This window comes from Streptomyces sp. R-74717 (assembly GCF_047305335.1).
Classification (GTDB): domain Bacteria; phylum Actinomycetota; class Actinomycetes; order Streptomycetales; family Streptomycetaceae; genus Streptomyces; species Streptomyces atratus.
Window position 1 is genome coordinate 2,459,838 of sequence record NZ_CP102361.1, and the last position, 23,325, is coordinate 2,483,162.

The following is a 23,325-nucleotide window of genomic DNA, read 5'->3' on the forward strand; positions in this document are numbered from 1 at the left end:
TGATGTACTGGAGAATTCGGTGATCCACCCGATCAACGCCGCGGTCGCCCGTCCACAGCACCCGTTGCCACCGGGGTTGCACGAGGTTCCCGTAGGCATGCACCGCCGCCTGGCGCACGTGCAGCCCGGCCTCACGCCGCTCGCGGTCCGCGCCCAGCACCTGTCGCTGGTGTCCGCGGCGCTGACCCAGGCCGGCGTCGAGCACTTCGTGGTGCCCGGAACCGAGGACACCTCGTCCGCGATCGGCGTCCGGGACACCGATCGCGGACGGGTCGCCCAGACGCTGCGGTCGCTCTTCAGGAGAAGCCCCGGGTACATCCAGCGCAAGGTGCCCGTCCAGCGCACCAGCGAGTTGCTGCACCTCGGATCCCGCGAGGCGTCCTGGCAGGGGCTGGAGACCGTCGACGTGCTGCGTGCCGTCTGGTTCCAGGCCGATCCGTCGGGTGAGCTGGTGTACGGCACCGAGTACGGCTGTGACATCGAGTTCTGGCGGGAGGAGGAAGGGCGGCTGCTACCGCCGCGGATCAACCGGGGCGCGAGCTTCCTGCCTGCGCACGGCGAAATGACGCTCGTCTCGCCGCACCGCTTCTCCCGCCTCGCCCCACCGCAGGCGGACGTCCCGCACAAGCAGCGCCGCTGGGGTCGGAAACCGGAACGGAGCGGACTGCCGACCCGACAGGAATTCGTCTGCACCGGCGCCGACGAGATCACCTTCCCCATCGACGTCGTCTACACCTGGGTGGACAGCGACGACCCTGCCTGGCAGCGCCGCCGCGCCGAGGCCTCCGGCGACGTCTTCCACGAGGAATCGGCGAGCGCCGGGCGCTACATCAACCGTGACGAGCTGCTCTACTCGATGCGCTCGCTCCACATGTACGCACCCTGGGTGCGACACATCTTCCTGGTCACCGACGATCAGGTCCCCCAGTGGCTCGATGAGGCGGCCGAAGGCATCACCGTGGTCTCGCACCGGGAGATCTTCCGCGAGACCAGCCGGCTCCCGGTCTTCAACTCTCATGCCATCAGTGCCCAGTTGCACCGGGTGCCGGGGCTTTCGGAGCACTTCATCCACTTCAACGACGATGTGTTCGTCGGCCGGCCGATCACCCCGCACGAGTTCTTCCTGCCCAACGGGGCGTCCAAGTACTACCCGGACAGCGTCCGCATCCCCATGGGACCGGTTCAGCCGGAAGACCTGCCGCACGAGGTGGCCCGCAAGAACGTCCGGGCCCTGCTGGAGGACCGGTTCGGTCGCACCATCATCGATGCGATGAAGCACACCCCCGTGCCGCTGCGGCGCAGTGTGCTGGAGGAGATGGAGCGGGAGTTCGCGGAGGTGTTCCGGGCAACCGCGGCCGCGCGATTCCGCAGCCGGACCGATATCGACGTCGGCACCTGCATGTATCCGTACTACTCCTACTTCACGGGGCGCGGGGTGCCCGACACCATTCCGTACGCCTATCTCCATCTCTCGATGGTCCAGCTCTCCAAGAAACTGGACCGGTTGCTCAAGCGGCGTGACGCGGCGGTCTTCTGCGTGAACGATTCCTTCACCACCGAGGACGATGTGGCCGATCAGGAAGCGCTGATCCACCCCTTCTTCGAGGCGTACTTTCCGCTTCCGAGCCCGTACGAGAAAACCGCGGCGACGCGATGAAGATCGAATTCCTGATTCAGAACGCCTACGCCGCGGACGGCTCGACCCGCGCCGTGCTCAACCTCGCGGGCGCGCTCGCCGATACGCACGAGGTCCGGGTGGTCTCGGTGTTCCGCTGGCTCGACCGTCCCGCCATCGCACCCGCCCACGGGGTACGGATCGTCTCACTGCTCGATCTGCGCGAAGGCCGCCGTCCGGACAAACAGGATGTGCGCAGGCTCACTCCGTCCCGGATCATTCCGCGTACGCAGGAGATGTCCTGGCGCTACAGCCAGTTGACGGACGACAAGGTCGAGGAGCACCTGCGGGCGAGCCAGGCACAGGTGATCGTCGGCACCAGCCTCGAACTGGCCGCCTATGTCGCGCGCTGGGGCCGGCCGCGGGCGCTGCGCCTGGGCCAGTTGCACAAGTTGAGCACCGTGCTCTCCGCTCAGGAGCAGAGCCGGGCCTGGGCCGGGCTGGGAAGGCTCGACGCGGTTGTGGTGCCGAGCGCCGACGAGGCGAGGGCGATCACCGAGGCGGGGCTGGCGGGCGACATCGCGGTCTACGCCCATCCCGACTGTGTGCCCGATCCCCGGGTGCGTCCCGCCGACGGACGGTCCCGGGTGGTGATGGCTGCCGGGCGACTGGCTCCGGAGAAGCGTTTCGACCTGCTCGTCCAGGCGTTCGCGCGGGTCGTGGAGCACCATCCGGACTGGCAGTTGCGGATCTTCGGGACCGGTCCGGAGTACGGTCAACTGCGGGCCCTGGTGGCCGAACTGGACCTGTACAACCATGTGTTCCTGATGATGGAGGAGCCTCGGCTGGAGGCTCAGTGGGCCGCGGCCGCCATCGCCGCCGTGACGTCGGACCGGGAGTCCTTCGGTCTGGCGCTGGCCGAGGCCATGCGGTGCGGAGTGCCTGTCGTCTCCACCGCCTGCCCGGGCGGGCCGCAGGAGATCGTCCGCCATGAGATCAACGGCCTGCTCACTCCGGTGGACGACGTCGACGCGTTCGCCGCCGCGCTGCTGCGCCTGATCGACGACGACCCGGCACGCGTCGCGCTGGGCCGCCAGGCGCGGGAGGATGCCCGTGCCTACGGTCCGGAGGTCTCGGCGGGACGGTTCGAGAGTGTCATCAGAATGGCCCGCAGGACCCGCCGGGAGGCCCGACCCGCCGCCGAGGTCACCGTCTCCTGCTCGGTGGCGCCGAGCGGGCTGATCAATCTGCGCCTGGAAGGTGTGCGGGACGGCCGCGACGACCTCCGGCTGGTGCTGCGCAAGCGGAAGGCCGCGCGCGACGAACGGCCCGTCACGCTGCCGCTGGTGCCGGCCGAGGGGCCCGCTCCCCATCAGTACGAGGCCCTCGTCCCATCGGACCCGGGTGTCCTCGCGGAGGGCCGCTGGGACGTCCATCTGGACACCGGGGAGGGCAAACCGACGAAGGTGCGGCCCGGAACCCTGGATCTGCGTGGCTTCGGTCCGGTGGCCACCGGACCCGCGTACACCGTGGTGCAGCTTCCCTACGCCTCCGAGAGTGGCCATCTCGCGCTGCGTACCTGGACCCGGGAGCGTCACGCCGAGGCGACCGAGGTCTGGGTCGACCAAGGAGTCATGCATCTGCGGGGTCTGCTCTACGGCTCCGACTTCGGCACTGCGGAGCCCTTGCTGCTGATGCGCAGACGCGGTGTCGAGGAATCGGGTTTCTGGCTGCCCGGTGTCTCCTCCGGCGGCGCGGACTTCTCCTTCTCGCTGCCCGCATCCGATCTGTCCGAGCATCTGGTGTCCCGGCACGAACTGTGGGACCTGTGGGTCGGCCGACGCCACGACCCGGTCGTAGCGCGGCTGGGCCGCTTCCTGACGGATGTGGTGGACGTGAAGAGTGTGTTCGCCTATCCCACCGTGGTCGTGCCCACCGATGAGGGGCCGCCGGTCATGGTGAAGCCGTACTACACGGCCGGTACGGAGCTGTCCGTCCGGGTCTCCGAGAAGGCCGAGTGACGGCGGTACGTGGGACATGACCGGAACAGCGGGCCAGGGGCACCGCACACGGATCACCGGCAGCGGCTCACAGCCGCAGCCAGCCCTCCAGCGCCATTCCCTGCTGGTCGGTGCGCTGCCTGGTGACGTTCAGCCGGCCGTCCCGGCCGATGATCGCGACGACCAGCCGCCCGTTCCGGTCCAGGGTGAGCGCCGGTGTGCCCTCGCAGGGTTCGCGGGTGTCCGCCCACCAGGCTCCGGCGGATTCCAGCTCGGTCGGGTAGGCGGTGAGGGCAAGAGTGCCCGTCTCCTCCCTCTGGGCCAGCACGGTGCAGTCGTAGCCGTCGACGAGACACCGGGTGAGGGCGAGAGGTCCGCGGCCCGAGTGCCCGCCCAGCGGGGCGGGCGGCACATCCGGGACGCCCGCTGCCGGCAGGCGGTACGCGACCACCTCGCCGGCCTCCTCGTCACGCCAGTAGTGGGTGATCCTGCCCTCGTAGGACTCGGTGCCGCAGGCCGTATCGGGCCGGGCGATGAAGACCAGGTTCGGGGCGCGGTCCAACGGGCCCCCCGGGGCTTCCTGACGCCAGACGTACACCCCCTTGTCGGCGGGCATGAAGAGTTCGATGCGACCGGAACGTGTGACGACGGCGGACAGTCCCTCCCGCACCCGCTTGCACGGCATGGCCGTCCACTTGCCCCACACGCCTTTGGGGTCACGCCTGCGGGTGGACACGCCCCCGACGGCATTGCGGACGAAGACATGGAGTGCGTCGCTGCCGTCGACAACGGCGACGGGCGCGCCGATGGCCGCGGCCTGCTCGGCGTCGTTGGCATGCGGGTTGCCGATCGTGTGCCAGCCGGTCATCGGACGGCCGGTCTGGTACTGGGAGGCATACACGATCTCGACGGGCGCCTGGGGGCTGTCGCCCTTGCGCCGCAGGCCGAACAGGTCGACGAAGCCTGTCGAGCCGTGTGCCACGGAGAGGTACGGAAGCAGCCGGTCGTCGGGAAGCAGGCATTCGGCCGGTGTCCAGCCGTTGCGGCCCTCGGGCGTCTCGGTCCAGCGGACGACACCTCCGGTCCGGGCCGGGGCGTACGCGGTGAGACGGCCGTCCGGCGCGGATATCAGCCAGCCGGCCCTCGGCGGTGCTGCCGCCAGTGCCTCCGGTGCCGCCGCGGCCCGCTGGGCCGGGTCGGCAGGGCCCCTCCCGGAACGAACTGCGGCACGCCTACGCCCAGTACGCAAACTCATCGTTCCCCGACCGTTCTCCACTGAATGCTTTCTCCGGTGCCGAACGGCGTTGGTCGGAGTCCCATGTATCTCTGTCGAGCGTCCAGTTTCGCCATAACAGCAACAACTGATGTCACAATACTACTCGACAGGGGGCGATTTCTGGGTGATTCCTGTCGCACAATGCGACTTTGAGGCACGAATCATGCCCGGGCAGAAGCGCGGTACCCCACGGAGCGACTTCGGCACATATGGCCCGCCCGTTATCCATTCCTCTCCTCCCGCACGCATTCAGGCGTGTCCCGACGGAAGAACCAGACAAATCCATGACAGATCAGACCACTGGCACCGGATCGCGCATATCCCATGACCACCAGTCAAGACGGGCCCCCCGAAAGCGCCGACGCGGCCTGAAGATCACCCTTGGTGTTCTGCTCGTGCTGCTGCTCGCCGGCGGTGGCACCGTCTACTGGCTCTACAGCAGCCTCGACGGGAACATCAAGGGCGTCGACATCGACAAGGCGCTCGGCGACGACCGCCCCGAGAAGCTGCCGACCAGCGGTCAGAACCTGCTGGTTCTCGGCTCCGACTCCCGGGCCGGTGCCGAGAACAAGGAGTTGGGCGGCGGCGGAAACGTCAGCGGCGCCCGGTCCGACACCGCGATGGTGGTGCACATTCCCGAGGGCCGCACCAAGGCCGTCGCCGTGTCCATACCCCGTGACACCCTGGTGACCCGGCCCGAGTGCACGAAGGCCGACGGCTCGGCCGTTCCGTCGGCGAACCGCGTGATGTTCAACTCCGTCTATTCGCAGGTCGGTCCGGCCTGTGTGGTCAAGACCGTCGAGAAGATGTCCAAGGTCCGGATCGACCACTACCTGGAGATCAACTTCGCCGGGTTCAAGGATCTGGTCGACGCGATCGGCGGTGTCACGGTCGATGTTCCGCAGGACATCCACGACAAGTCGTCCGGCCTCGACCTCACCGCGGGGCCGCACAAGCTCGACGGCACCCAGTCACTCGCGTACGTACGCACCCGGCACGGCATCGGGGACGGCAGCGACCTCGGCCGGATCGGGCTGCAGCAGCAGTTCCTGCTGGCGCTGCTGAGCGAGGTCAAGTCGCAGGATCTGCTGAGCAGCCCGACGGACACGTACAAGATCGCCAACTCGGCGACCGAGTCGCTGACGACCGACGAAGGTCTCGCCTCGCTGACGTCGCTCTCGAAGTTCGCCCGCTCCATGCAGGGCGTCGATCCTGCCTCGATGGAGACGATCATGCTCCCGGTGGCGTACGACAAGGCCGATCCGAACCGGGTCGTGGCAGCGCAGCCGCAGGCCAACACGTTGTGGAAGGCGATCCGCGAGGACGCCACGATCCCGGAGTCCGCGAAGAAGTCACCGGCCACCGGCGGCTGACGGACTCCGGCCGCGGTCGGCACATGGCACCCTTCGGGGATGCTGAGCGAACCGACCCTGGTGATCGTCGACGCGGCCAATGTGGTCGGGTCGGTACCGGACGGATGGTGGCGGGACCGGCGTGGGGCGGCCGTACGGCTGCGGGATTCGCTGGTCCCGTTCGCCGCGGACGGTCTGGACGCCTTTCCCGGTCGCGCCGAGCTGATCCTGGTCGTCGAGGGCGCGGCCCGGGGCATCGAACCGCTTCCCGGGGTACGGGTGGAATCGGCCCCCGGGAGCGGTGACGACCGGATCGTCGAGCTGGTCGCCGACGCCATGTCCCGTACGGAGGACCGTATCTGTGTGGTCGTCACCGCCGACCGGGGGCTGCGGCAGCGGGTGGAGGCGTACGGAGCGCAGTGCGTGGGCCCCCGTGCGGTACGGCCGCTGCCTCCGTCGCGCAGCGACTGATCTACGGCCGGCCGACGGGCTCGTCGATCCGGCTGTGCCTGCGCCCGTACACGAAGTAGATGACCACGCCGATGGCCATCCAGAGGGCGAACCGCAGCCAGGTCTCGGCCGGCAGATTGAGCATCAGCCAGACCGAGGCGGCCACCGAGAGGATCGGGATCAGCGGCACCCACGGGGTGCGGAACGCGCGGTGCAGATCGGGGCGGGTGCGGCGCAGCACCATGACGCCCAGGGCCACGACGACGAACGCGAAGAGCGTGCCGATGTTCACCAGCGTCGCCAGTTCGTTGATGCTCGTGAAGCCCGCGACGATCGCGATGATCACGCCGAGCAGGATGGTCGGGCGGTACGGGGTGCGGAAGCGGGGGTGCGTCACGGAGAAGAACCTCGGGAGCAGACCGTCGCGGCTCATCGCGAAGAACACCCGGGTCTGTCCGAGCAGCAGGATCAGACAGACCGTGGTGAGGCCGATCGCTGCGCCGAAGCTGATGAATCCCGCGTAGACGGGATGGCCGACGGCCTTGAAGGCATCGGCGAGCGGGGCCTCGACCGACAGCTCGCTGTAGTGCTGCATGCCCGTGACCACCAGTGACACGGCGACATAGAGCACGGTGCAGATGAGGAGCGAAGCGAGGATGCCACGTGGCATGTCACGTTGCGGAACCTTCGTCTCCTCGGCGGCGGTGGCCACCACGTCGAAGCCGATGAAGGCGAAGAAGACGACGGAGGCGGCGGTGAAGATGCCCAGGACGCCGAAGTTCGTGGGCGCATAGCCGAAGATCAGCTGGATCAGCGGTGCGGTCAGTCCGGAACCGGAGGACTGTGGCTGCGCCTCGGGGATGAAGGGCGAGTAGTTGACGGCATTGACGAAGAACAGTCCCGCGACGATCACGATCAGGACCACAGCGATCTTGATGGCGACCACAATGGTGGTGACCCGGGCGGAGAGCTTCATGCCGAGCACCAGCACGACGGTCAGAACGAGTACCAGGGCGAAGGCCAGGATGTCGAAGCCGAATCCTTTCGCCACATCGGGTCCGGAGAGCGCTTCGGGCATGTTCCAGCCGAAGTTGTCCATCAGTGAGCGGACATAACCGGACCAGCCGACCGCCACCACCGCCGTGCCGAGTGCGAACTCCAGCACCAGGTCCCAGCCGATGATCCAGGCGACCAGTTCGCCGAGCGAGGCGTACGCGAAGGTGTAGGCGGAGCCGGCAACCGGGACGGTGGAGGCGAACTCGGCGTAGCAGAGCGCGGCCAGGGCGCAGACGATGCCCGCGGCCACGAAGGCGAGGGCGGTGGCGGGACCCGCGGTCTCTTTGGCCACCTTGCCGGTGAGCACGAAGATGCCGGTGCCGATGATGACGCCCACTCCGAAGACTGTGAGGTCCAGCGCGGAGAGGGACTTCTTGAGCGCGTGCTCCGGCTCCTCGGTATCGCGGATGGACTGTTCGACCGTCTTGGTCCGGAACAGTCCGCCACTGCTGGGTGGTGTGTCCTGCTGGGCAGTCACCGGCGTACCTCCACGCACTCGTCGTGTACGCCATGATTGGGACCGTATCTGCGGTGCAGGACTCCGCATCGGGCGATTTCACACGAATGGGCCGGTCGGACCACTCGTACAGGGTGGCCGACCGGCCCATTGGCCGTATCGCGTACCGGCCGCGAGGACCGGGGTCGTACGGGTCAGTCGCGGACGGGCTCGATCACGGAGCTGCTGTCCGTCTCCGTCTCGTAGCGGCCGTCCAGCTTGGCGACCAGGCCGGTGACCTGACGGGCGATGTCCGGCGCGGTCAGTCCGATCTCGGCCATGACCTCCTTGCGGGAGGCGTGGTCGAGGAAGCGCGGCGGGATGCCGAAGTCGCGCAGCGGTACGTCCACCCCGGCGTCGCGCAGCGCCTGGGCGATTGCGGAGCCGACGCCGCCGGCCCTGCTGTTGTCCTCGACGGTGACGACGACCCGGTGCTGCTCGGCGAGCGGGGCCATGGCCTCGTCGACGGGCTTGACCCAGCGCGGGTCGACGACCGTCGTCGTGATGCCCTGGGCGTCCAGCAGGTCCGCGATCTCCAGGCACATCGGGGCGAGCGCACCGACGGAGACCAGGAGGACGTCCGGGCGGGGCGCGTCGGACGTGCGCAGCACATCCATGCCGCCGACCCGGCCGACGGCCTTGACCGCCGGGCCGACGGCGCCCTTGGAGAAGCGGACCACGGTCGGGGCGTCGTCGACCTCGACGGCCTCGCGCAGCTGTGCGCGGACCTGGTCGGCGTCGCGCGGGGCGGCGATCCGGAGGGTGGGCACGCACTGCAGGATCGACATGTCCCACATGCCGTTGTGCGAGGCCCCGTCGGTGCCGGTGACACCGGCCCGGTCCAGGACGAACGTCACACCGCACTTGTGCAGGGCGACGTCCATGAGGACCTGGTCGAAGGCACGGTTGAGGAAGGTGGCGTACACCGCGAAGACGGGGTGCAGTCCGCCGGTGGCGAGGCCGGCCGCGGAGACCGCGCCGTGCTGCTCGGCGATGCCGACGTCGTAGATCCGGTCCGGGAACGCCTTCTCGAACTTGGTCAGGCCGACGGGCTGGAGCATGGCCGCGGTGATCGCGACGATGTCCTTGCGCTCCTTGCCGAGCTTGACCATCTCCTCGCCGAAGACGGAGGTCCAGTCGAGGCCCGAGGTGGCGACCGGGAGGCCGGTGTCGGGGTGGATCTTGCCCACGGCGTGGAAGCGGTCGGCCTCGTCGAGCAGGGCGGGGGTGTAGCCGCGGCCCTTCTCGGTGAGGCAGTGCACGATGACGGGCCCGCCGAAGCGCTTGGCGCGCTGGAGCGCGGACTCCAGGGCCTCGATGTCGTGTCCGTCGATCGGACCGACGTACTTCAGGCCGAGGTCCTCGAACATGCCCTGCGGGGCGATGAAGTCCTTCAGCCCCTTCTTGGCGCCGTGCAGCGTCTCGTACAGCGGCTTCCCGACGACGGGGGTGCGCTCCAGGATGTCCTTGCCGCGGGCCAGGAAACGCTCGTAACCGTCGGTGGTGCGCAGGGTGGCGAGGTGGTTGGCGAGGCCGCCGATGGTCGGGGCGTAGGAGCGCTCGTTGTCGTTGACGACGATGACGAGGGGGCGGTCCTTGGCGGCGGCGATGTTGTTCAGCGCCTCCCAGGCCATACCGCCGGTGAGTGCGCCGTCGCCGATGACCGCGACGACGTGGTCGTCCTTCTTCAGCACCTCGTTGGCCTTGGCGAGGCCGTCGGCCCAGCCGAGCACGGTGGAGGCGTGCGAGTTCTCGATGACGTCGTGTTCGGACTCGGCGCGGGAGGGGTAGCCGGAGAGGCCGCCCTTGCTCTTGAGCTTCGAGAAGTCCTGGCGACCGGTGAGGAGCTTGTGCACATAGCTCTGGTGACCGGTGTCGAACAGCACCTTGTCCTTCGGCGAATCGAAGACCCGGTGCAGGGCGATGGTCAGCTCGACCACGCCCAGGTTGGGGCCGAGGTGGCCGCCGGTCTTCGAAACGGCGTCGACGAGGAAGGTCCGGATCTCTTCGGCGAGCTGGTCCAGCTGCTCGGGAGTGAGCCGGTCCAGGTCACGCGGTCCACCGATGCGGGTCAGCAGAGCCACCCGTTCCTCCTTGCGTTCGAGCTGGTCGAGCATGCCGATCCGATGAGTCTAATGTTCCGTCCGTCGTCGCCCGCATCGGGCAGGGGGTGTGCTGTCACACCCCTCCCCGCAGCCGACAGTGCCCGGCGCCCGAATCGGGCGCCGGGCACTGGATCGGGCGGGCGTGATGTTACGCGCGACCTGCGGTCTTCTGGGTGCGGCGGGAGACCGAGTCGATGACCACGGCGGCCAGCAGAACCGCGCCGGTGATCATGTACTGAATGGCGTTGGCCATACCGATCATGTTCAGGCCCTGCTGGATCGACTGGATCACGATCATGCCGAGCAGCGCGGACCAGACCTTGCCCCGGCCTCCGAAGAGGCTGGTGCCGCCGATGACGGCGGCGGCGATGACCAGCATCAGTGTGTTGCCGCCGCCGACGCTCTTGGTGGCGCCGCCGGAGAGGCTGGCGATGAAGAGGCCGCCGAAGGCGCCCAGCGTGCCGGACAGGGCGAAGACGGTGATCCGGACCCGGTCGACGTTGATGCCGGCACGGCGCGCGGCCTCCGGGTTACCACCGACCGCGAAGACCTGACGGCCGAAGCTCGTGCGCCGGGCGACGAAGTCCGCGACGACCAGGACGGCGAGGAAGAGCACCAGGGCGAGCGGCAGGCCACGGGCGCCTTCGGGTTCGTTCAGGACATACGCGACGACGAAGCACAGGACCGCGACGACGGCGGTGCGCAGCACGACCTCGCTGGTTGGCCGGGCGGTCAGGCCTGCGGCCTTGCGGCGCCTGCTGTCCACCAGGAGCGAGGCGGCGTACGCGAGGACGGCGACCAGGGCGAGTCCGTAGCCGGCGGCCTTGTCCTCGAAGAAGTAGTTGGTCAGGTTCTCGACGGCGCTGCCGGATGGCGTGTTGATCGAGCCTTCCCCGCCCATCATCCAGTCCTGAAGACCGCTCCAGCCGAGGAAGCCCGCCAGGGTGACGACGAACGCCGGTACACCGATCTTGGCGAAGAAGAAGCCGTGCAGCGCACCGAGAGCCATTCCGGAGAGCACGGCGACGATGATCGCGAGCCACTCGTTCCAGCCGTTGTTGACGTTGAGCACGGCCCAGACGGCCGCGCCGACGCCGGCTACGGAGCCGACCGAGAGGTCGATCTCGCCGAGCAGCAGGACGAACACGATGCCGACCGCCATGATGCCGAGGCCGGAGCTGTAGACCGCGACGTTGGCGACGGAACTGGCGGAGAGGAAGTTGCTGTTCTGGAACTGGAAGACGATCGCGATGACGATCAGGCCGACGAAGACCGGCAGGGAGCCCAGCTCACCACCACGTACCTTGCGGGTGAACTCCGACCAGTAGCCCTTGAAGCCCTCTTCACGTACGAGGAGCCGCGGGTCCACGGCGGGGATCGGGGCTGCCGGCTGCTCGGCGGCCGGTGCCGTGGCGGCGGGCTTCTCGGTGGAATTCCCGGGGGTCTTGGCGAGGTCGCTCACTTCGCGTCCTCCTTCGTATCTGTGCGTGCCTGGCGGCGCGTGACGGCATTGTCCGTGGCGCCGGTGATCGCGGCGATGATCTCTTCGTGGGAGGTGCTCGCGACGTCGAAGACACCGTTGTTGCGGCCCAGGCGGAGCACCGCGACCTTGTCCGCGACGGCGCGCACGTCGGCCATGTTGTGGCTGATGAGGATGACGCCGTGGCCACGCTCGCGCAGCCGCTCGACCAGGTCGAGGACCTGGGCGGTCTGTTCGACACCGAGGGCCGCGGTCGGCTCGTCCAGGATGACGACCTTGGGGTCGCCGATCAGGGCGCGGGCGATGGCCACGACCTGGCGCTGACCACCGGAGAGCGAGGCGACCGGGATGCGGACGCTGGGGATCCGGATGGACAGCGTGTCCAGCAGTTCCTTGGCGCGCTTCTCCATCGCGATCTCGTCGAGGACGGAGGCCTTGCGCAGTTCGCTGCCGAGGAAGAGGTTGGCGACGACATCGAGGTTGTCGCAGAGGGCCAAGTCCTGGTAGACGGTGGCGACTCCGAGTTCCTGGGCGTCGTTCGGCCGGTTGATCCGGACCGTCTCGCCCTCCCACTCGATGGCGCCTTCGTCGATCGGGTGGACACCCGAAATGGTCTTGACGAGGGTCGACTTGCCGGCGCCGTTGTCGCCGACCAGGGCAACCACTTCGCCGGGGTGAATCTCCAGGTCCACGTCGGTGAGCGCCTGGACGGCGCCGAACCGCTTGGAGATTCCGCGCAACGCCAGCACGGGCGTAGCGGACACGTGAATCATCTCCTTCGCCGCCTGACCGGCGGGGATGGTGCTGCTGAGCACAGGGGGGTAGGGCCGTCGTCCGACCGCTGTCCTGCCCCGGAGGGCCGTCGCTCGACAGACGGCGGGGTGACGACGCGCCTCCAGGTCCCGTCGTCGGGCCGCCGCCGTCGCCCGAGGGGGCGGCGGCGGTCAGACGACCGGACCTGGGAAGGAGTCCGGCGCCCGCCCCCGCTTGCGGGGCGTTGACGGGGTGGGTGCCGGACTGGCAGAGGTGCCCGGGGGAGCTTGCCCTCGGGTGTTACTTGATGCCGGCTGCGTCGCAGGCCGCCTTGTACTGGGCGGTGCAGATCTCCTCGACCTTGTAGACCTTGTCCGCGACGATCGTGGAGGCGATGTTCTCCTTGGTCACGACCGAGGCGTCGTACAGCTTCGACGGGGTGCCCTTGAACTCGCCCGAGAGGCTGTCGACCTTGATCGGGGCCAGATCGTCGATCTTCTCGCCCTTGAGCAGCCTGACGGCGATCTCGGCGGTGGTCTCGGCCTCCGGCTTGATCTGCTTGTAGATCGAGAAGGTCTGCTCGCCCGCGATGATGCGCTGCAGACCGGCGAGCTCGGAGTCCTGACCGCCGACCGGAACCTTCACACCCTGCTTCTTCAGGGCCGTGATGATGCCGCCGGCCATGCCGTCGTTGGCGGAGTAGACACCCTGGAAGCCGTCCTTGCCCAGGGAGTCGATGGCCGCTCCCATCTTCTTGTTGGCCTCGTCCGCCGACCAGTCCGGGATGTCCTGCTCGTAGACGACCTTCTTGACCTGCTTGTCGAGGACGCTGTGCGCGCCCCTCTTGAAGAAGGGGGCGTTCGGGTCGGTCGGCGAGCCGTTGATCATGACAACGTTGCTGTCCTTGGCCTTGGCGCCCAGCGCCTTGACCAGTGCCTCACCCTGGAGCTGGCCGATCTTCTCGTTGTCGTACGACACATAGGCGGAGATCGGCCCCTCCGCGAGACGGTCGTACGCGACGACCTTGACGTCCTTCTTCGCGGCCTGCTGGACCCAGGACTTCGCGGCCTTGTAGTCGACGGTGTCGAGGATGATGACCTTCACACCCTGCGTGACGAGCGCGTCGAACTGCTTCTTCTGGGTCTCGGTGTCCTGCGCGGCGTTGTTGTACTTGACCTCGCAGTCGGCGCAGAGCGCCTTGATCTTCGCCTCCATGATGGGGCGGTCGAACGTCTCGTAACGCGTGGTCTTGTTCTCCGGCAGCAGCAGACCGATGGTCTTGCCGTCGCCACCGCCGGCGCTGTCCTTGTCACCGCCCGCCTTGCCGCAGGCTGCGAGGGAGACGGCCATCGAAACTGCGGCCGTGCCTATGACGATGCGTCGCGTCATTGCGTTCATTGCGGGTTTGCCTCCCTGACGAGGCCGCAACGTTGCGGCCGAGGTGGCTGGAAGTCAACTCGGCCGCGACGTCAGCGTCAAGGAGTAAATCCTTAACGAGATGACAACGGTGCCATTCGTTATCTAAGTGAAGACAGGGGTCGCCGTCGACAGGCTGCTTTCCAAAAGGGTTGAATCCCCCATCTCGCTCAGTACCAGGGCCAGCGCGCCCAGCACCTCGGCCCGGCCGCCGAGCGCCCCGGGCAGCACCGAGAGCTGCCTGGCGGCACTGGGAATGGCATAGCGGGAGACCGAGTCGCGGATCGGCGCGAGCACCAACTCGCCCGCCTCGGCGAGCGATCCGCCGAGCACCACCCGGCTGGGGTTGAGCAGATTGCAGAGGTTGGCCACCCCGCTGCCGATGTGCCGCCCGACGTCCCCGATCACCCGACGGCAGCCCGGATCGCCCCCGCGGGCCAGCTGGACCACCCGTTCCATGGTGAGATCGGGCCCGTGACTGGGCTGGAGCAGCGGAAGGACGTATCGCGCGGCCGTGAACGTCTCCAGGCACCCCCGGTTGCCGCAGCGGCACACCGGGCCCGATTCGTCGAGCGTGATGTGCCCGATCTCACCGGCCGTGCCGCCCGGCCCCCGGTAGATACGCCCGTCGATCACCAGACCGGCGCCGACACCGCTGGCGACCTTGATGTAGGCGAGGTCCTTGACCCCGCGCCCGCTCCCCCAGACCAGCTCCCCGAGCGCCCCGAGGTTGGCGTCGTTGTCGACGTACACCGGAACGCCGAGACGGCCGGCGAGCTCCTCGCTGGGGTTGATGCCCGTCCAGCCCGGCAGGATCGACGTGGAGCCCAGTGTGCCGGACTCGACATCGATCGGGCCGGGAACACCGAGGCCCACCCCGATCACCTTGTCCGGGCTGATCCCGGTCGTCTCGATCAGCCGTTTGACCAGCCGCTCCGCCCGTCCGAACCCCTCCGCCGCAGAGGCGTCGACATCCATCGGCTCGGCCTCCTCGGCGAGCACTTGGTGGGCGAGATTGCCGACCGCCACCCTCAGATGCGTATGCCCGAAGTCGACGCCGATCACAATGCCCGCGTCACCGCTGAGCGAGACGCTGCGGGCCCGGCGGCCGCCCGCCGAGGTGGGGGTCACCTCGACCGTGCCGCCGTCCTTCAGTTCGCGAACGATGTTGGAGACGGTGGCCGCTGACAGGCCGGTGCTCCGTGCAATCTCCGCCTGGGTGAGCGAGCCGGCCATACGTACCGCGCGCACGACCCGCTCAAGGTTGGCGCGATGCAGAGATGTCTGCGACCCCGGAGTCTCCATCGACTCTCTCACTCCTACCGTTTTCTCTAACATGTGAACTCTAAGCTGAGCGTTTTGGGGTGCTCCCCGTCAAGACCTTGAGCATGCGAAGCCTCGGATGAGCACATTGCCCGCACCGAGGCAGCCACCTGCACACGCGAACCGCCCGCCGGCGCGTGGCCGGCGGGCGGTTCGTGTGTGTACGGAGGGTGCGAGTGCTACTTCACCGCACCCGCGGTGAGCCCTGCGACGACCTGACGCTGGAAGATGATGTAGGCCGCGAGGACCGGCAGCATCGCCATCACCAGACCGGCGAAGAGACCGGACCAGTCACCCTTGTATCCCTGGCTGTTGGCCAGTTCGACCAGCCCCTGGGAGAGCACCCGGTGGCCCGGATCGGTATTGAGCACCGTCGGCAGCATGTACTGGTTCCACTGCCCGAGGAAGTTGAAGATACCGACGCTGATCAGGCCGGGCTTCGCCATCGGCAGCATCACCTGGAAGAACGTCCGGGTGTGCGAGGCCCCGTCGAGCATCGCCGCTTCCGCCACCGAGCTCGGCAGCGTCCGGAAGAACGAAGTGAGGAAGAAGACGGTGAACGGCAGCGAGTACGCGATGTAGACCATGATCAGTCCGTGCCGCGTGTTCAACAGACCCATGTTGTTCATGACGAAGAACAGCGGAACCAGCGCCAGGATGATCGGGAAGCTCATCCCGCCGATGAACAGGTAGTAGAGGAAACGGTTGCCGGGGAAGTCGAACCGCGCCAGTACGTACGCCGCCATCGAGCCGAGCAGCAGCGTCCCGACGAGCGAGCAGCCCACCACCACGACCGTGTTGAAGAAGTAGTCGCTCATGTGCGCCTGGCTCCAGGCGCGCGACCAGTTGTCGAAGTGCAGCTTGTCCGGCAGCGCCCAGGGCGTCGACAGGATCGAGTCGTCGGTCTTGAACGACGCCATCACCGCCCACAGCAGCGGCATGACGACCAGGATCGCCCAGATGATCAGCACACCGTGCGAGAAGACATTGAGGACCTGGCCCTCGCTGCTCTTCTCCTTGACTGCGGGCGCCGACGCCTTGGCCACGGGGGCCGGGTCCACGTCCGGGACCGCGGGCGGGGTGTCAGTGGTCTTCACGTGTTCTCACCTCGTACTGTCGAGCCGGACACGGAGGCCGACCTGTGGTGCCTGCTGGGGGTCCGGGGGCCGTCTCCCGTCAATCGCAGCATCAGAACTCCAGCCGCTCGCGCCGGCCCAGTCGCATCACGATGGCGGCGAAGGCCATGGTGACGATGAGCAGTCCGACACCGATCGTCGTTGCGTATCCGGCCTGCCCGTCGCGGAAGGCCGTCTGGTACACGTACAGCGGAAGGACCGTGGTCGAGTAGTCGGGACCACCGGGGCCCACGGTCATGACCTGTACAGCGGTGAATGCCTCCACGCCGAGGGCCAGGATCCCCATGTAGACCCAGCCCGACTGCACCGTGTCCCAGAGCAGCGGAAGTGTGATCTTGAAGAACGTGGTGAAGCGGTTGGCGCCGTCGAGCAGCGCCGCCTCGTAGAAGTCCTTCGGGATGGACGCCATTCCGGCCGAGAACAGGACGACGAAGAATCCGACCGTCGACCAGACCAGCACCGACATGACGCAGACCAGTGCGAGACTGGGGTCGCCCAGCCAGTCCGGCTGGATGGAACCCAGACCGATTCCTTCCAGTGTCGAATTCAGCATCCCGTCACGGGGGTTGAAAGCGAACTGGAAGAGCAGGGCCACGATGACGATCGAGAGCACCTGCGGGAAGAAATAGGCGATCTTGTAGAAACTTGAGCCACGCACGCCGGAGACCGCGGCGTTCTTGCGCCGCCGGCCCCCGACATTGAGCATGAAGGCGAAGAAGAGCGCCAGGCCCAGCGTCACCAGCGGCAGCAGCAGCACGAGCAACACGCTGTGCTGCAACGACTTCCAGAAGATGTCGTCCTTCAGCATCCTCGTGTAGTTGTCGAACCCGACCATCTTGAAGTCCGGGCTCAGGCCGGTCCAGTCCGTGAACGAGTAGTAGATGGACTGGATGAACGGCCAGATGACGAAGACCGCGTACAACGCGAGTGGGAGTACCAAGAATCCCACGATGAAACGGTACTTGCCGTGCTGCATCGTTTACCGACCCCGATCTTTCCGCGGGTGCCGCCGCTGGTGACGGTTGCTCACTGGTGCTTGTAGTGCTTGATGGACTGGTCCTTGGCCGCCGCGTCGGCGAAGGCCTGGATCTTCTTGATGGCTTCCGCCGGGGTCGCGCGGCCGGCCATCATCTCGCCGATACCGGCGACACCGATCTGCTCCTTCTGGAGCTTCACGTACCAGTCCTGCAGGCGCGGGTTCACCACGTTGTCGCCGGCCTTCTTCAGCGCGTCGACACCGGACTGCATGGCGGTCGACAGGGTCAGACCGTCGGTGCCGCCGTTGAACGCGCTGAGCGACTTGACCTGCTTGGTGAAGTTCTTCGAGGACTCCTCGGAGAGCATGATGCGCAGCTGCTCCATGCCGCCCTGGGGGTTCTTCGCGTTGGCCGGGACGACGAAGGGCTCGCCGCCGGAGGCCCAGATGGTGCCGAACGGCATCTTGTCGGACGAGTCCAGGCTGGACGGCGCCGCGACCATCATCTTGAAGTCCTTGGGCGTGGTCGGCGCGGCCTCGTTCTCCACCCACGAACCGTTCGGGAGGAAGAGCGCCTTGCCCTTGGTCCACTCGGTCTGCGACTGGATGTGGGTCAGACCGGGGGTGCCCTTGAGGATGTACCCCTTCTTGTACAGCTCGTAGTACGCCTCGAACGCCGCCTTGACCGCGGGGTCCTTCCAGGCGTTCGGCTCCAGGTTGTCGATCTTGTCGAGAACCTCCCGGCCACCGATCTTGCCGATGAACGGGTAGAGCGAGAACGGCAGGTAGTACGGGTACTTACCGGCGTACGTCCAGCCCGCGATGCCCTGCTTCTTCGCCTTCGCGCAGAGGGCGAGCATGTCGTCCCAGTTCTCGGGGTACTGCGCGTCGAGCTTCTCCAGCGCGGTCTGCGAGTACCAGACGCCGTACACGGTGTACGCGTAGTACATGATCCAGACCGGGTCGCCGTCGAACTGACCCATCTCCAGGACACCCGGGCGCAGCGTGTCGCGGACCTTCTTGGCCGGGTCGTCGATGGACGGGGCGTCCATCAGCGGCGTCAGGTCCAACAGTTGCTTCTTGCCGACCAGGACACCCATGTCCATCTGCTCGGCGCCGGAGTTGTCGATCAGGTCCGGCGGGGTGCCACCGTTGAAGCGCGGCTGCAGCTGCGACTGGATCTTCTGGGTCGCGACGTGCTTGACCTTCGGGGCCTTCGGGAACGCCGCGTTGTACTTCTTCTCCGCGTCGATCGCGTACTGCTGACCGAAGCCGCCGTCGAAGATGACCACCTCGAGCGGGGCCGTCTCGTTGACGCCGAGCGGGTTGGCCTTGGTGACCTTGCCCTTCTCGACCTTCTTGTCGCTGCTGCTGTCGCCGCTGGCGCACGCCGACAGGAAGCCCATCGTCGGAACGCTGATCAGGCCGAGTGCGGCCGATCGCTTGATCACATCGCGACGGCCAAGGCCCTCATTCTTGTGGGCGGAGGTGGATCCCATGCTCAAGTCCTCGCCTTCTCCAGGACTCAGGCGGTGTGTACCGGTCGCCCGTCGAATCTCGCCTCAGGCGAAGGGCCCCGCCACCGCGGTCAGTTGCGCTTGGGTAGTGCTGATCTCAGGCTAGCCATGTGCAGTGGGGGGCTTCGGGAGAACGGGCATCGGATGCACTTGTTGTGCACTCCTTGGCCGTTCCCCCGTGTCCCCCTTGCCCGCGTCGCCGGAAAAAGCTGTGCGGACGCCGACAGGTATAGTCCACTCACGGCCGCCTGAGCAAGATCGAATGCAAGGTTGAGCAGCAGTCTTTCCCGAGTTGAGACCTCGCGGATACCTGGGCCCCGTGCGCCCCGGTCCGGGTGTAACGATTTCCGCATTACGGTCGATTCGGCTGGCGATTCACGCCCAACACCCTTGACACATCCCGGCACTTGGCTCCCTACTGGACCTTGCGCATCTCCATGACAACGTTGTCCAAGCGCACTTCCTCGGGAGGAATGGCTCGGCATGCAGCCCCGACATGGTTCTCGCAAGAGACAAAGCCGTACGGCCGCGCTGATCGCGGCTTCACTGGTTCTGGTCGTGACAGCCCCCACCGCGGCCGCCGCTCAGTCGGCCGCGACAGGCGAAAAGGGCCAAAGCCCCTTGGGGGAACGGACATTCGGTTCGTCCTTCGAATCGGACGAAAAGCAGCCGGACTGGCGCAACACCGTAGAAGAAGGCCCTGATGGAAAGAAGCGGTCATCGGGTGTCGATGGCGGCTTCTCCGCAGGAATACCGGGCAATGTCACAGACAAGGTGACAGATGTCCGCGCCAGTGACGAGAACACCGGCGGCGGGGAGGTGAAGGAGAATCTGATCGACGGGGAGTCCGGCACCAAGTGGCTGGCCTTCGAACCCACCGGCTGGATCGAGTTCGATCTCGACGAACCGGTCAAGGTCGTGACATACGCGCTGACTTCGGCCAATGACCACGACGAGCGCGATCCGAAGGACTGGACCCTGCAGGGCTCCGCCGACGGCAAGGACTGGAAGGACCTCGACTCCCGGACCGGCCAGACGTTCACCGAGCGGTTCCAGACGAAGTCGTACGATTTCACATCTCACACGGCATACCAGCACTACCGGCTGCAGATCACGAAGAACAACGGCGCCTTGGACGCCACCCAGCTCGCCGACGTCCAGTTCTCCGACGGCGACACCTCGGTCCCGGCGCCCGACGAGATGCGCAGCCAGACCGACCGCGGCCCGTCCGGCTCCCCCACCGCCAAGGCGGGCGCCGGCTTCACGGGCAAGAAGGCCCTGCGGTACGCCGGTACGCACAAGGCGGACGGCCGGGCCTACTCGTACAACAAGATCTTCGATGTGAACACGGCTGTCACCCGTGACACCTCACTCTCCTATCTGATCTACCCCCAGATGGGCGAGACGGACCTCTCCTACCCGGCGACGCATGTCTCGGTGGACCTGGCGTTCACGGACGGCACGTATCTGAGCGATCTGCGGGCCACCGACAGCAACGGCGGCCTGCTGACCCCGCAGGGCCAGGCCGATGCCAAGCGGCTGTACGTCAACCAGTGGAACAAGGTCGACTCGACGATCGGCTCGGTCGCGGCGGGCAAGACCGTCGACCGGATTCTGGTGGCGTACGACTCCCCCAAGGGCCCGGCGAAGTTCCAGGGCTGGATCGACGACATCAAGATCGCCCCGAAGGCACCCGAGAAGCGCCGCTCGCACCTCTCCGACTACGCGTCGACGGTCCGTGGCACCAACTCCAGCGGTGGTTTCTCGCGCGGCAACAACTTCCCCGCCACCGCGGTCCCGAACGGCTTCAACTTCTGGACGCCGGTCACCAACGCCGGATCGACCAGCTGGCTGTACGACTACGCGCGTGGCAACAACGACGACAACCTGCCCACCCTCCAGGCCTTCAGCGCCAGCCATGAGCCGAGTCCCTGGATGGGCGACCGGCAGACCTTCCAGCTGATGCCGTCGGCGGTCTCCGGCACCCCGGACGCCTCCCGGACGGCGCGTGCGCTGCCGTTCCACCACGAGAACGAGACGGCGAAGCCGCACTACTACGGTGTGACATTCGACAACGGTCTCAAGGCCGAGATGGCACCGACCGACCACGCCGCCCGGATGCGGTTCACCTACCCCGGTGACGACGCGAGCATCGTCTTCGACAACGTCTCCAACGACGGCGGGCTCACCCTCGACCCGAAGAGCAGTTCCTTCACCGGCTTCTCCGATGTGAAGAGCGGCGGCTCGACCGGAGCCACCCGCCTCTTCGTCTACGGCGTCTTCGACGCGCCGGTCACCGCGAGCGGTAAGCTGTCCGGCGGCGGTGGCGACGATGTCACCGGCTACCTCCGCTTCGACGCGGGCAAGGACCGCACGGTCAACCTGCGACTGGCGACCTCACTGATCAGCATCGACCAGGCGAAGCAGAACCTCGCCGCCGAGATCCCCGCCTCCCGTTCCTTCGGCCGGGTGGAGGACCGGGCGCAGCGGGCCTGGGACGACATCCTGGGCAAGGTGGAGGTCGAGGGCGCGACGGCCGACCAGTTGACCACGCTGTACTCCAGCCTGTACCGCCTGTATCTGTACCCGAACTCGGGCTTCGAGAAGGTCGGCGGCAAGGACAAGTACGCCAGCCCCTTCTCACCGCAGGTCGGCTCCGACACCCCGACCCACACGGGCGCGAAGATCGTCGACGGCAAGGTGTACGTCAACAACGGCTTCTGGGACACCTACCGGACGACGTGGCCCGCCTACTCCCTCCTCACACCGGGCAAGGCCGGCGAGATGGTGGACGGCTTCGTCCAGCAGTACAAGGACGGCGGCTGGATCTCCCGCTGGTCGTCCCCCGGCTACTCCGATCTGATGACCGGCACCTCCTCGGACGTCGCGTTCGCGGACGCCTACGTCAAGGGCGTGAAGTTCGACGCCGAGGCGGCGTACGACGCGGCCCTGAAGAACGCCACCGTGGTCCCGCCGTCCTCGGGCGTCGGCCGCAAGGGCATGCAGACGTCCCCGTTCGTCGGCTACGCGAACACCTCCACGCACGAGGGCCTGTCCTGGTCGCTGGAGGGCTACCTCAACGACTACGGCATCGCGCAGATGGGCCGAGCGCTCTACAAGAAGACGAAGAAGGAGCGGTACAAGGAGGAGTCCGAGTACTTCCTGAACCGCGCCCGCAACTACGTCGACCTCTTCGACAGCAAGGCCGGCTTCTTCCAGGGCAAGGACGCCAAGGGCGACTGGCGGCTCCCGTCCAACCAGTACGACCCGCGGGTCTGGGGCTACGACTACACGGAGACGAACGGCTGGGGCTACGCCTTCACGGCCCCGCAGGACAGCAAGGGCCTGGCGAACCTGTACGGCGGCCGCGACGGCCTGGCCAAGAAGCTCGACACGTACTTCTCCACTCCCGAGACAGCGGGCCCGGAGTTCGTCGGCTCGTACGGCGGTGTCATCCACGAGATGACGGAGGCTCGTGACGTGCGGATGGGCATGTACGGCCACAGCAACCAGGTCGCGCACCACGTCACGTACATGTACGACGCGGCGTCGCAGCCCTGGAAGACCCAGGAGAAGGTCCGCGAGGTCCTCGGCCGTCTCTACACGGGCAGCGAGATCGGCCAGGGCTACCACGGCGACGAGGACAACGGCGAGCAGTCGGCCTGGTACCTCTTCTCCTCGCTCGGCTTCTACCCGCTGGTGATGGGCAGTGGCGAGTACGCGATCGGCTCGCCGCTCTTCACAAAGACGACCGTCCACCTGGACAACGGCCACGACCTGGTCGTCAGGGCGCCGAAGAACAGCGCGAAGAACATCTATGTGCAGGGCCTGAAGGTCAACGGCAAGAAGTGGAACTCGACTTCACTGCCGCACGACCTGCTGGCCAAGGGCGGTGTGCTGGACTTCGACATGGGCGCCGAGCCGTCGTCGTGGGGCACCGGCAAGGACGCGGCGCCGACCTCCATCACCACGGACGACAAGGTGGCATCGCCGAAGGCGGACGTGCTGAAGGGCGAGGGTGCCCTGTTCGACAACACATCGGCCACCTCGGCATCGGTCACCTCGGTGGACCTGCCGGTGCCCTCGGCCACGAACGCGGTCCAGTACACGCTGACATCGAGCGCGGCGGACAAGGCCCCGGCCGGGTGGGTCCTGCAGGGCTCGTCGGACGGCACGACATGGAAGAACCTCGACAAGCGGTCGGCCCAGTCGTTCGCCTGGGACAAGCAGACGAGGGTGTTCTCGGTGAGCACGCCGGGCTCGTACGCGCACTACCGCCTGGTGTTCGCCGGTGAAGGGACGCTCGCGGAGCTGGAGTTGCTCTCCTGATCCGACGCTCACCTCGCCTGTAGCACTACCCGCGTTTCACACGGA

General features: G+C 67.2%; 15 protein-coding genes. 5 read left to right on the forward strand and 10 right to left on the reverse strand.

Going from position 1 to position 23,325, the window contains the following annotated elements; genetic code table 11:
- Positions 1-97: 97 nt before the first annotated feature.
- A complete protein-coding gene (locus NRF20_RS11120) occupies positions 98-1,657 on the forward strand; it encodes a stealth family protein (RefSeq protein ID WP_398629810.1) in 1,560 nt (519 codons plus the stop codon).
- Entirely contained in the window at positions 1,654-3,636 is a 1,983-nt protein-coding gene (locus NRF20_RS11125; protein ID WP_266356874.1) for a glycosyltransferase, read from the forward strand. The genes NRF20_RS11120 and NRF20_RS11125 overlap by 4 nt, the downstream gene beginning before the upstream one ends.
- 67 nt (positions 3,637-3,703) lie before the next feature.
- Here NRF20_RS11125 and NRF20_RS11130 read toward each other — a convergent pair whose 3' ends face one another.
- Positions 3,704-4,870: a hypothetical protein gene (locus tag NRF20_RS11130; protein ID WP_398629809.1), complete on the reverse strand. Its 1,167-nt coding sequence runs from the start codon at positions 4,868-4,870 to the stop codon at positions 3,704-3,706.
- 305 nt (positions 4,871-5,175) lie between these two features.
- On the opposite strand from NRF20_RS11130, the gene NRF20_RS11135 reads away from it, so the two are divergent.
- Both NRF20_RS11135 and NRF20_RS11140 read left to right on the forward strand, forming a co-directional pair.
- The gene (locus tag NRF20_RS11135) at positions 5,176-6,264 is read left to right on the forward strand and encodes an LCP family protein (RefSeq protein WP_413752504.1); all 1,089 of its coding nucleotides are present in this window, start codon (positions 5,176-5,178) and stop codon (positions 6,262-6,264) included.
- A gap of 39 nt (positions 6,265-6,303) precedes the next feature.
- Positions 6,304-6,714 carry an NTP pyrophosphohydrolase gene (locus NRF20_RS11140; RefSeq protein WP_266356881.1) on the forward strand — a complete coding sequence of 137 codons (411 nt, stop codon included), beginning with the start codon at positions 6,304-6,306 and terminating at the stop codon, positions 6,712-6,714.
- A gap of 1 nt (position 6,715) precedes the next feature.
- Here the strand turns inward: NRF20_RS11140 and NRF20_RS11145 are convergent, their stop codons facing one another.
- The 9 genes from NRF20_RS11145 to ngcE form a co-directional block, all read right to left on the reverse strand.
- Entirely contained in the window at positions 6,716-8,227 is a 1,512-nt protein-coding gene (locus NRF20_RS11145) for an amino acid permease (protein ID WP_413752505.1), read from the reverse strand.
- A 173-nt stretch (positions 8,228-8,400) separates the two neighbouring features.
- Positions 8,401-10,329: a 1-deoxy-D-xylulose-5-phosphate synthase gene (gene dxs / locus NRF20_RS11150; RefSeq protein WP_398629977.1), complete on the reverse strand. Its 1,929-nt coding sequence runs from the start codon at positions 10,327-10,329 to the stop codon at positions 8,401-8,403.
- A 169-nt stretch (positions 10,330-10,498) separates the two neighbouring features.
- Positions 10,499-11,812 carry a sugar ABC transporter permease gene (locus NRF20_RS11155; RefSeq protein WP_398629807.1) on the reverse strand — a complete coding sequence of 438 codons (1,314 nt, stop codon included), beginning with the start codon at positions 11,810-11,812 and terminating at the stop codon, positions 10,499-10,501.
- Entirely contained in the window at positions 11,809-12,603 is a 795-nt protein-coding gene (locus tag NRF20_RS11160; RefSeq protein WP_114249365.1) for an ATP-binding cassette domain-containing protein, read from the reverse strand. The genes NRF20_RS11155 and NRF20_RS11160 overlap by 4 nt, the downstream gene beginning before the upstream one ends.
- Positions 12,604-12,883: 280 nt before the next feature.
- Positions 12,884-13,981 (reverse strand): substrate-binding domain-containing protein, encoded by a 1,098-nt coding sequence (locus tag NRF20_RS11165; protein WP_398629806.1) that lies wholly within the window; start codon positions 13,979-13,981, stop codon positions 12,884-12,886.
- 123 nt (positions 13,982-14,104) lie between these two features.
- Positions 14,105-15,304 (reverse strand): ROK family transcriptional regulator, encoded by a 1,200-nt coding sequence (locus tag NRF20_RS11170; protein ID WP_413752506.1) that lies wholly within the window; start codon positions 15,302-15,304, stop codon positions 14,105-14,107.
- 197 nt (positions 15,305-15,501) lie between these two features.
- The gene (locus NRF20_RS11175; protein WP_398629804.1) at positions 15,502-16,419 is read right to left on the reverse strand and encodes a carbohydrate ABC transporter permease; all 918 of its coding nucleotides are present in this window, start codon (positions 16,417-16,419) and stop codon (positions 15,502-15,504) included.
- 91 nt (positions 16,420-16,510) lie between these two features.
- A complete protein-coding gene (locus NRF20_RS11180; RefSeq protein ID WP_398629803.1) occupies positions 16,511-17,434 on the reverse strand; it encodes a carbohydrate ABC transporter permease in 924 nt (307 codons plus the stop codon).
- 50 nt (positions 17,435-17,484) lie between these two features.
- Positions 17,485-18,933 carry an N-acetylglucosamine/diacetylchitobiose ABC transporter substrate-binding protein gene (ngcE, locus tag NRF20_RS11185; protein WP_266356889.1) on the reverse strand — a complete coding sequence of 483 codons (1,449 nt, stop codon included), beginning with the start codon at positions 18,931-18,933 and terminating at the stop codon, positions 17,485-17,487.
- Positions 18,934-19,434: 501 nt separating this feature from the next.
- On the opposite strand from ngcE, the gene NRF20_RS11190 reads away from it, so the two are divergent.
- Positions 19,435-23,280, forward strand: coding sequence for a GH92 family glycosyl hydrolase (locus tag NRF20_RS11190; protein WP_413752507.1), 3,846 nt, complete (start codon positions 19,435-19,437; stop codon positions 23,278-23,280).
- The last annotated feature ends 45 nt before the right edge of the window (positions 23,281-23,325 follow it).

Excerpts from the sequence above, each read along its gene's own strand:
- NRF20_RS11120 (WP_398629810.1), top strand. The coding sequence starts at position 98 with ATGCACCGCCGCCTGGCGCACGTGCAGCCCGGCCTCACGCCGCTCGCG.
- NRF20_RS11125 (WP_266356874.1), top strand. The coding sequence starts at position 1,654 with ATGAAGATCGAATTCCTGATTCAGAACGCCTACGCCGCGGACGGCTCG.
- NRF20_RS11130 (WP_398629809.1), bottom strand. The coding sequence starts at position 4,870 with ATGAGTTTGCGTACTGGGCGTAGGCGTGCCGCAGTTCGTTCCGGGAGG.
- NRF20_RS11135 (WP_413752504.1), top strand. The coding sequence starts at position 5,176 with ATGACAGATCAGACCACTGGCACCGGATCGCGCATATCCCATGACCAC.
- NRF20_RS11140 (WP_266356881.1), top strand. The coding sequence starts at position 6,304 with ATGCTGAGCGAACCGACCCTGGTGATCGTCGACGCGGCCAATGTGGTC.
- NRF20_RS11160 (WP_114249365.1), bottom strand. The coding sequence starts at position 12,603 with ATGATTCACGTGTCCGCTACGCCCGTGCTGGCGTTGCGCGGAATCTCC.
- NRF20_RS11165 (WP_398629806.1), bottom strand. The coding sequence starts at position 13,981 with ATGAACGCAATGACGCGACGCATCGTCATAGGCACGGCCGCAGTTTCG.
- NRF20_RS11170 (WP_413752506.1), bottom strand. The coding sequence starts at position 15,304 with ATGGAGACTCCGGGGTCGCAGACATCTCTGCATCGCGCCAACCTTGAG.
- NRF20_RS11180 (WP_398629803.1), bottom strand. The coding sequence starts at position 17,434 with ATGCAGCACGGCAAGTACCGTTTCATCGTGGGATTCTTGGTACTCCCA.
- ngcE (WP_266356889.1), bottom strand. The coding sequence starts at position 18,933 with ATGGGATCCACCTCCGCCCACAAGAATGAGGGCCTTGGCCGTCGCGAT.
- NRF20_RS11190 (WP_413752507.1), top strand. The coding sequence starts at position 19,435 with ATGCAGCCCCGACATGGTTCTCGCAAGAGACAAAGCCGTACGGCCGCG.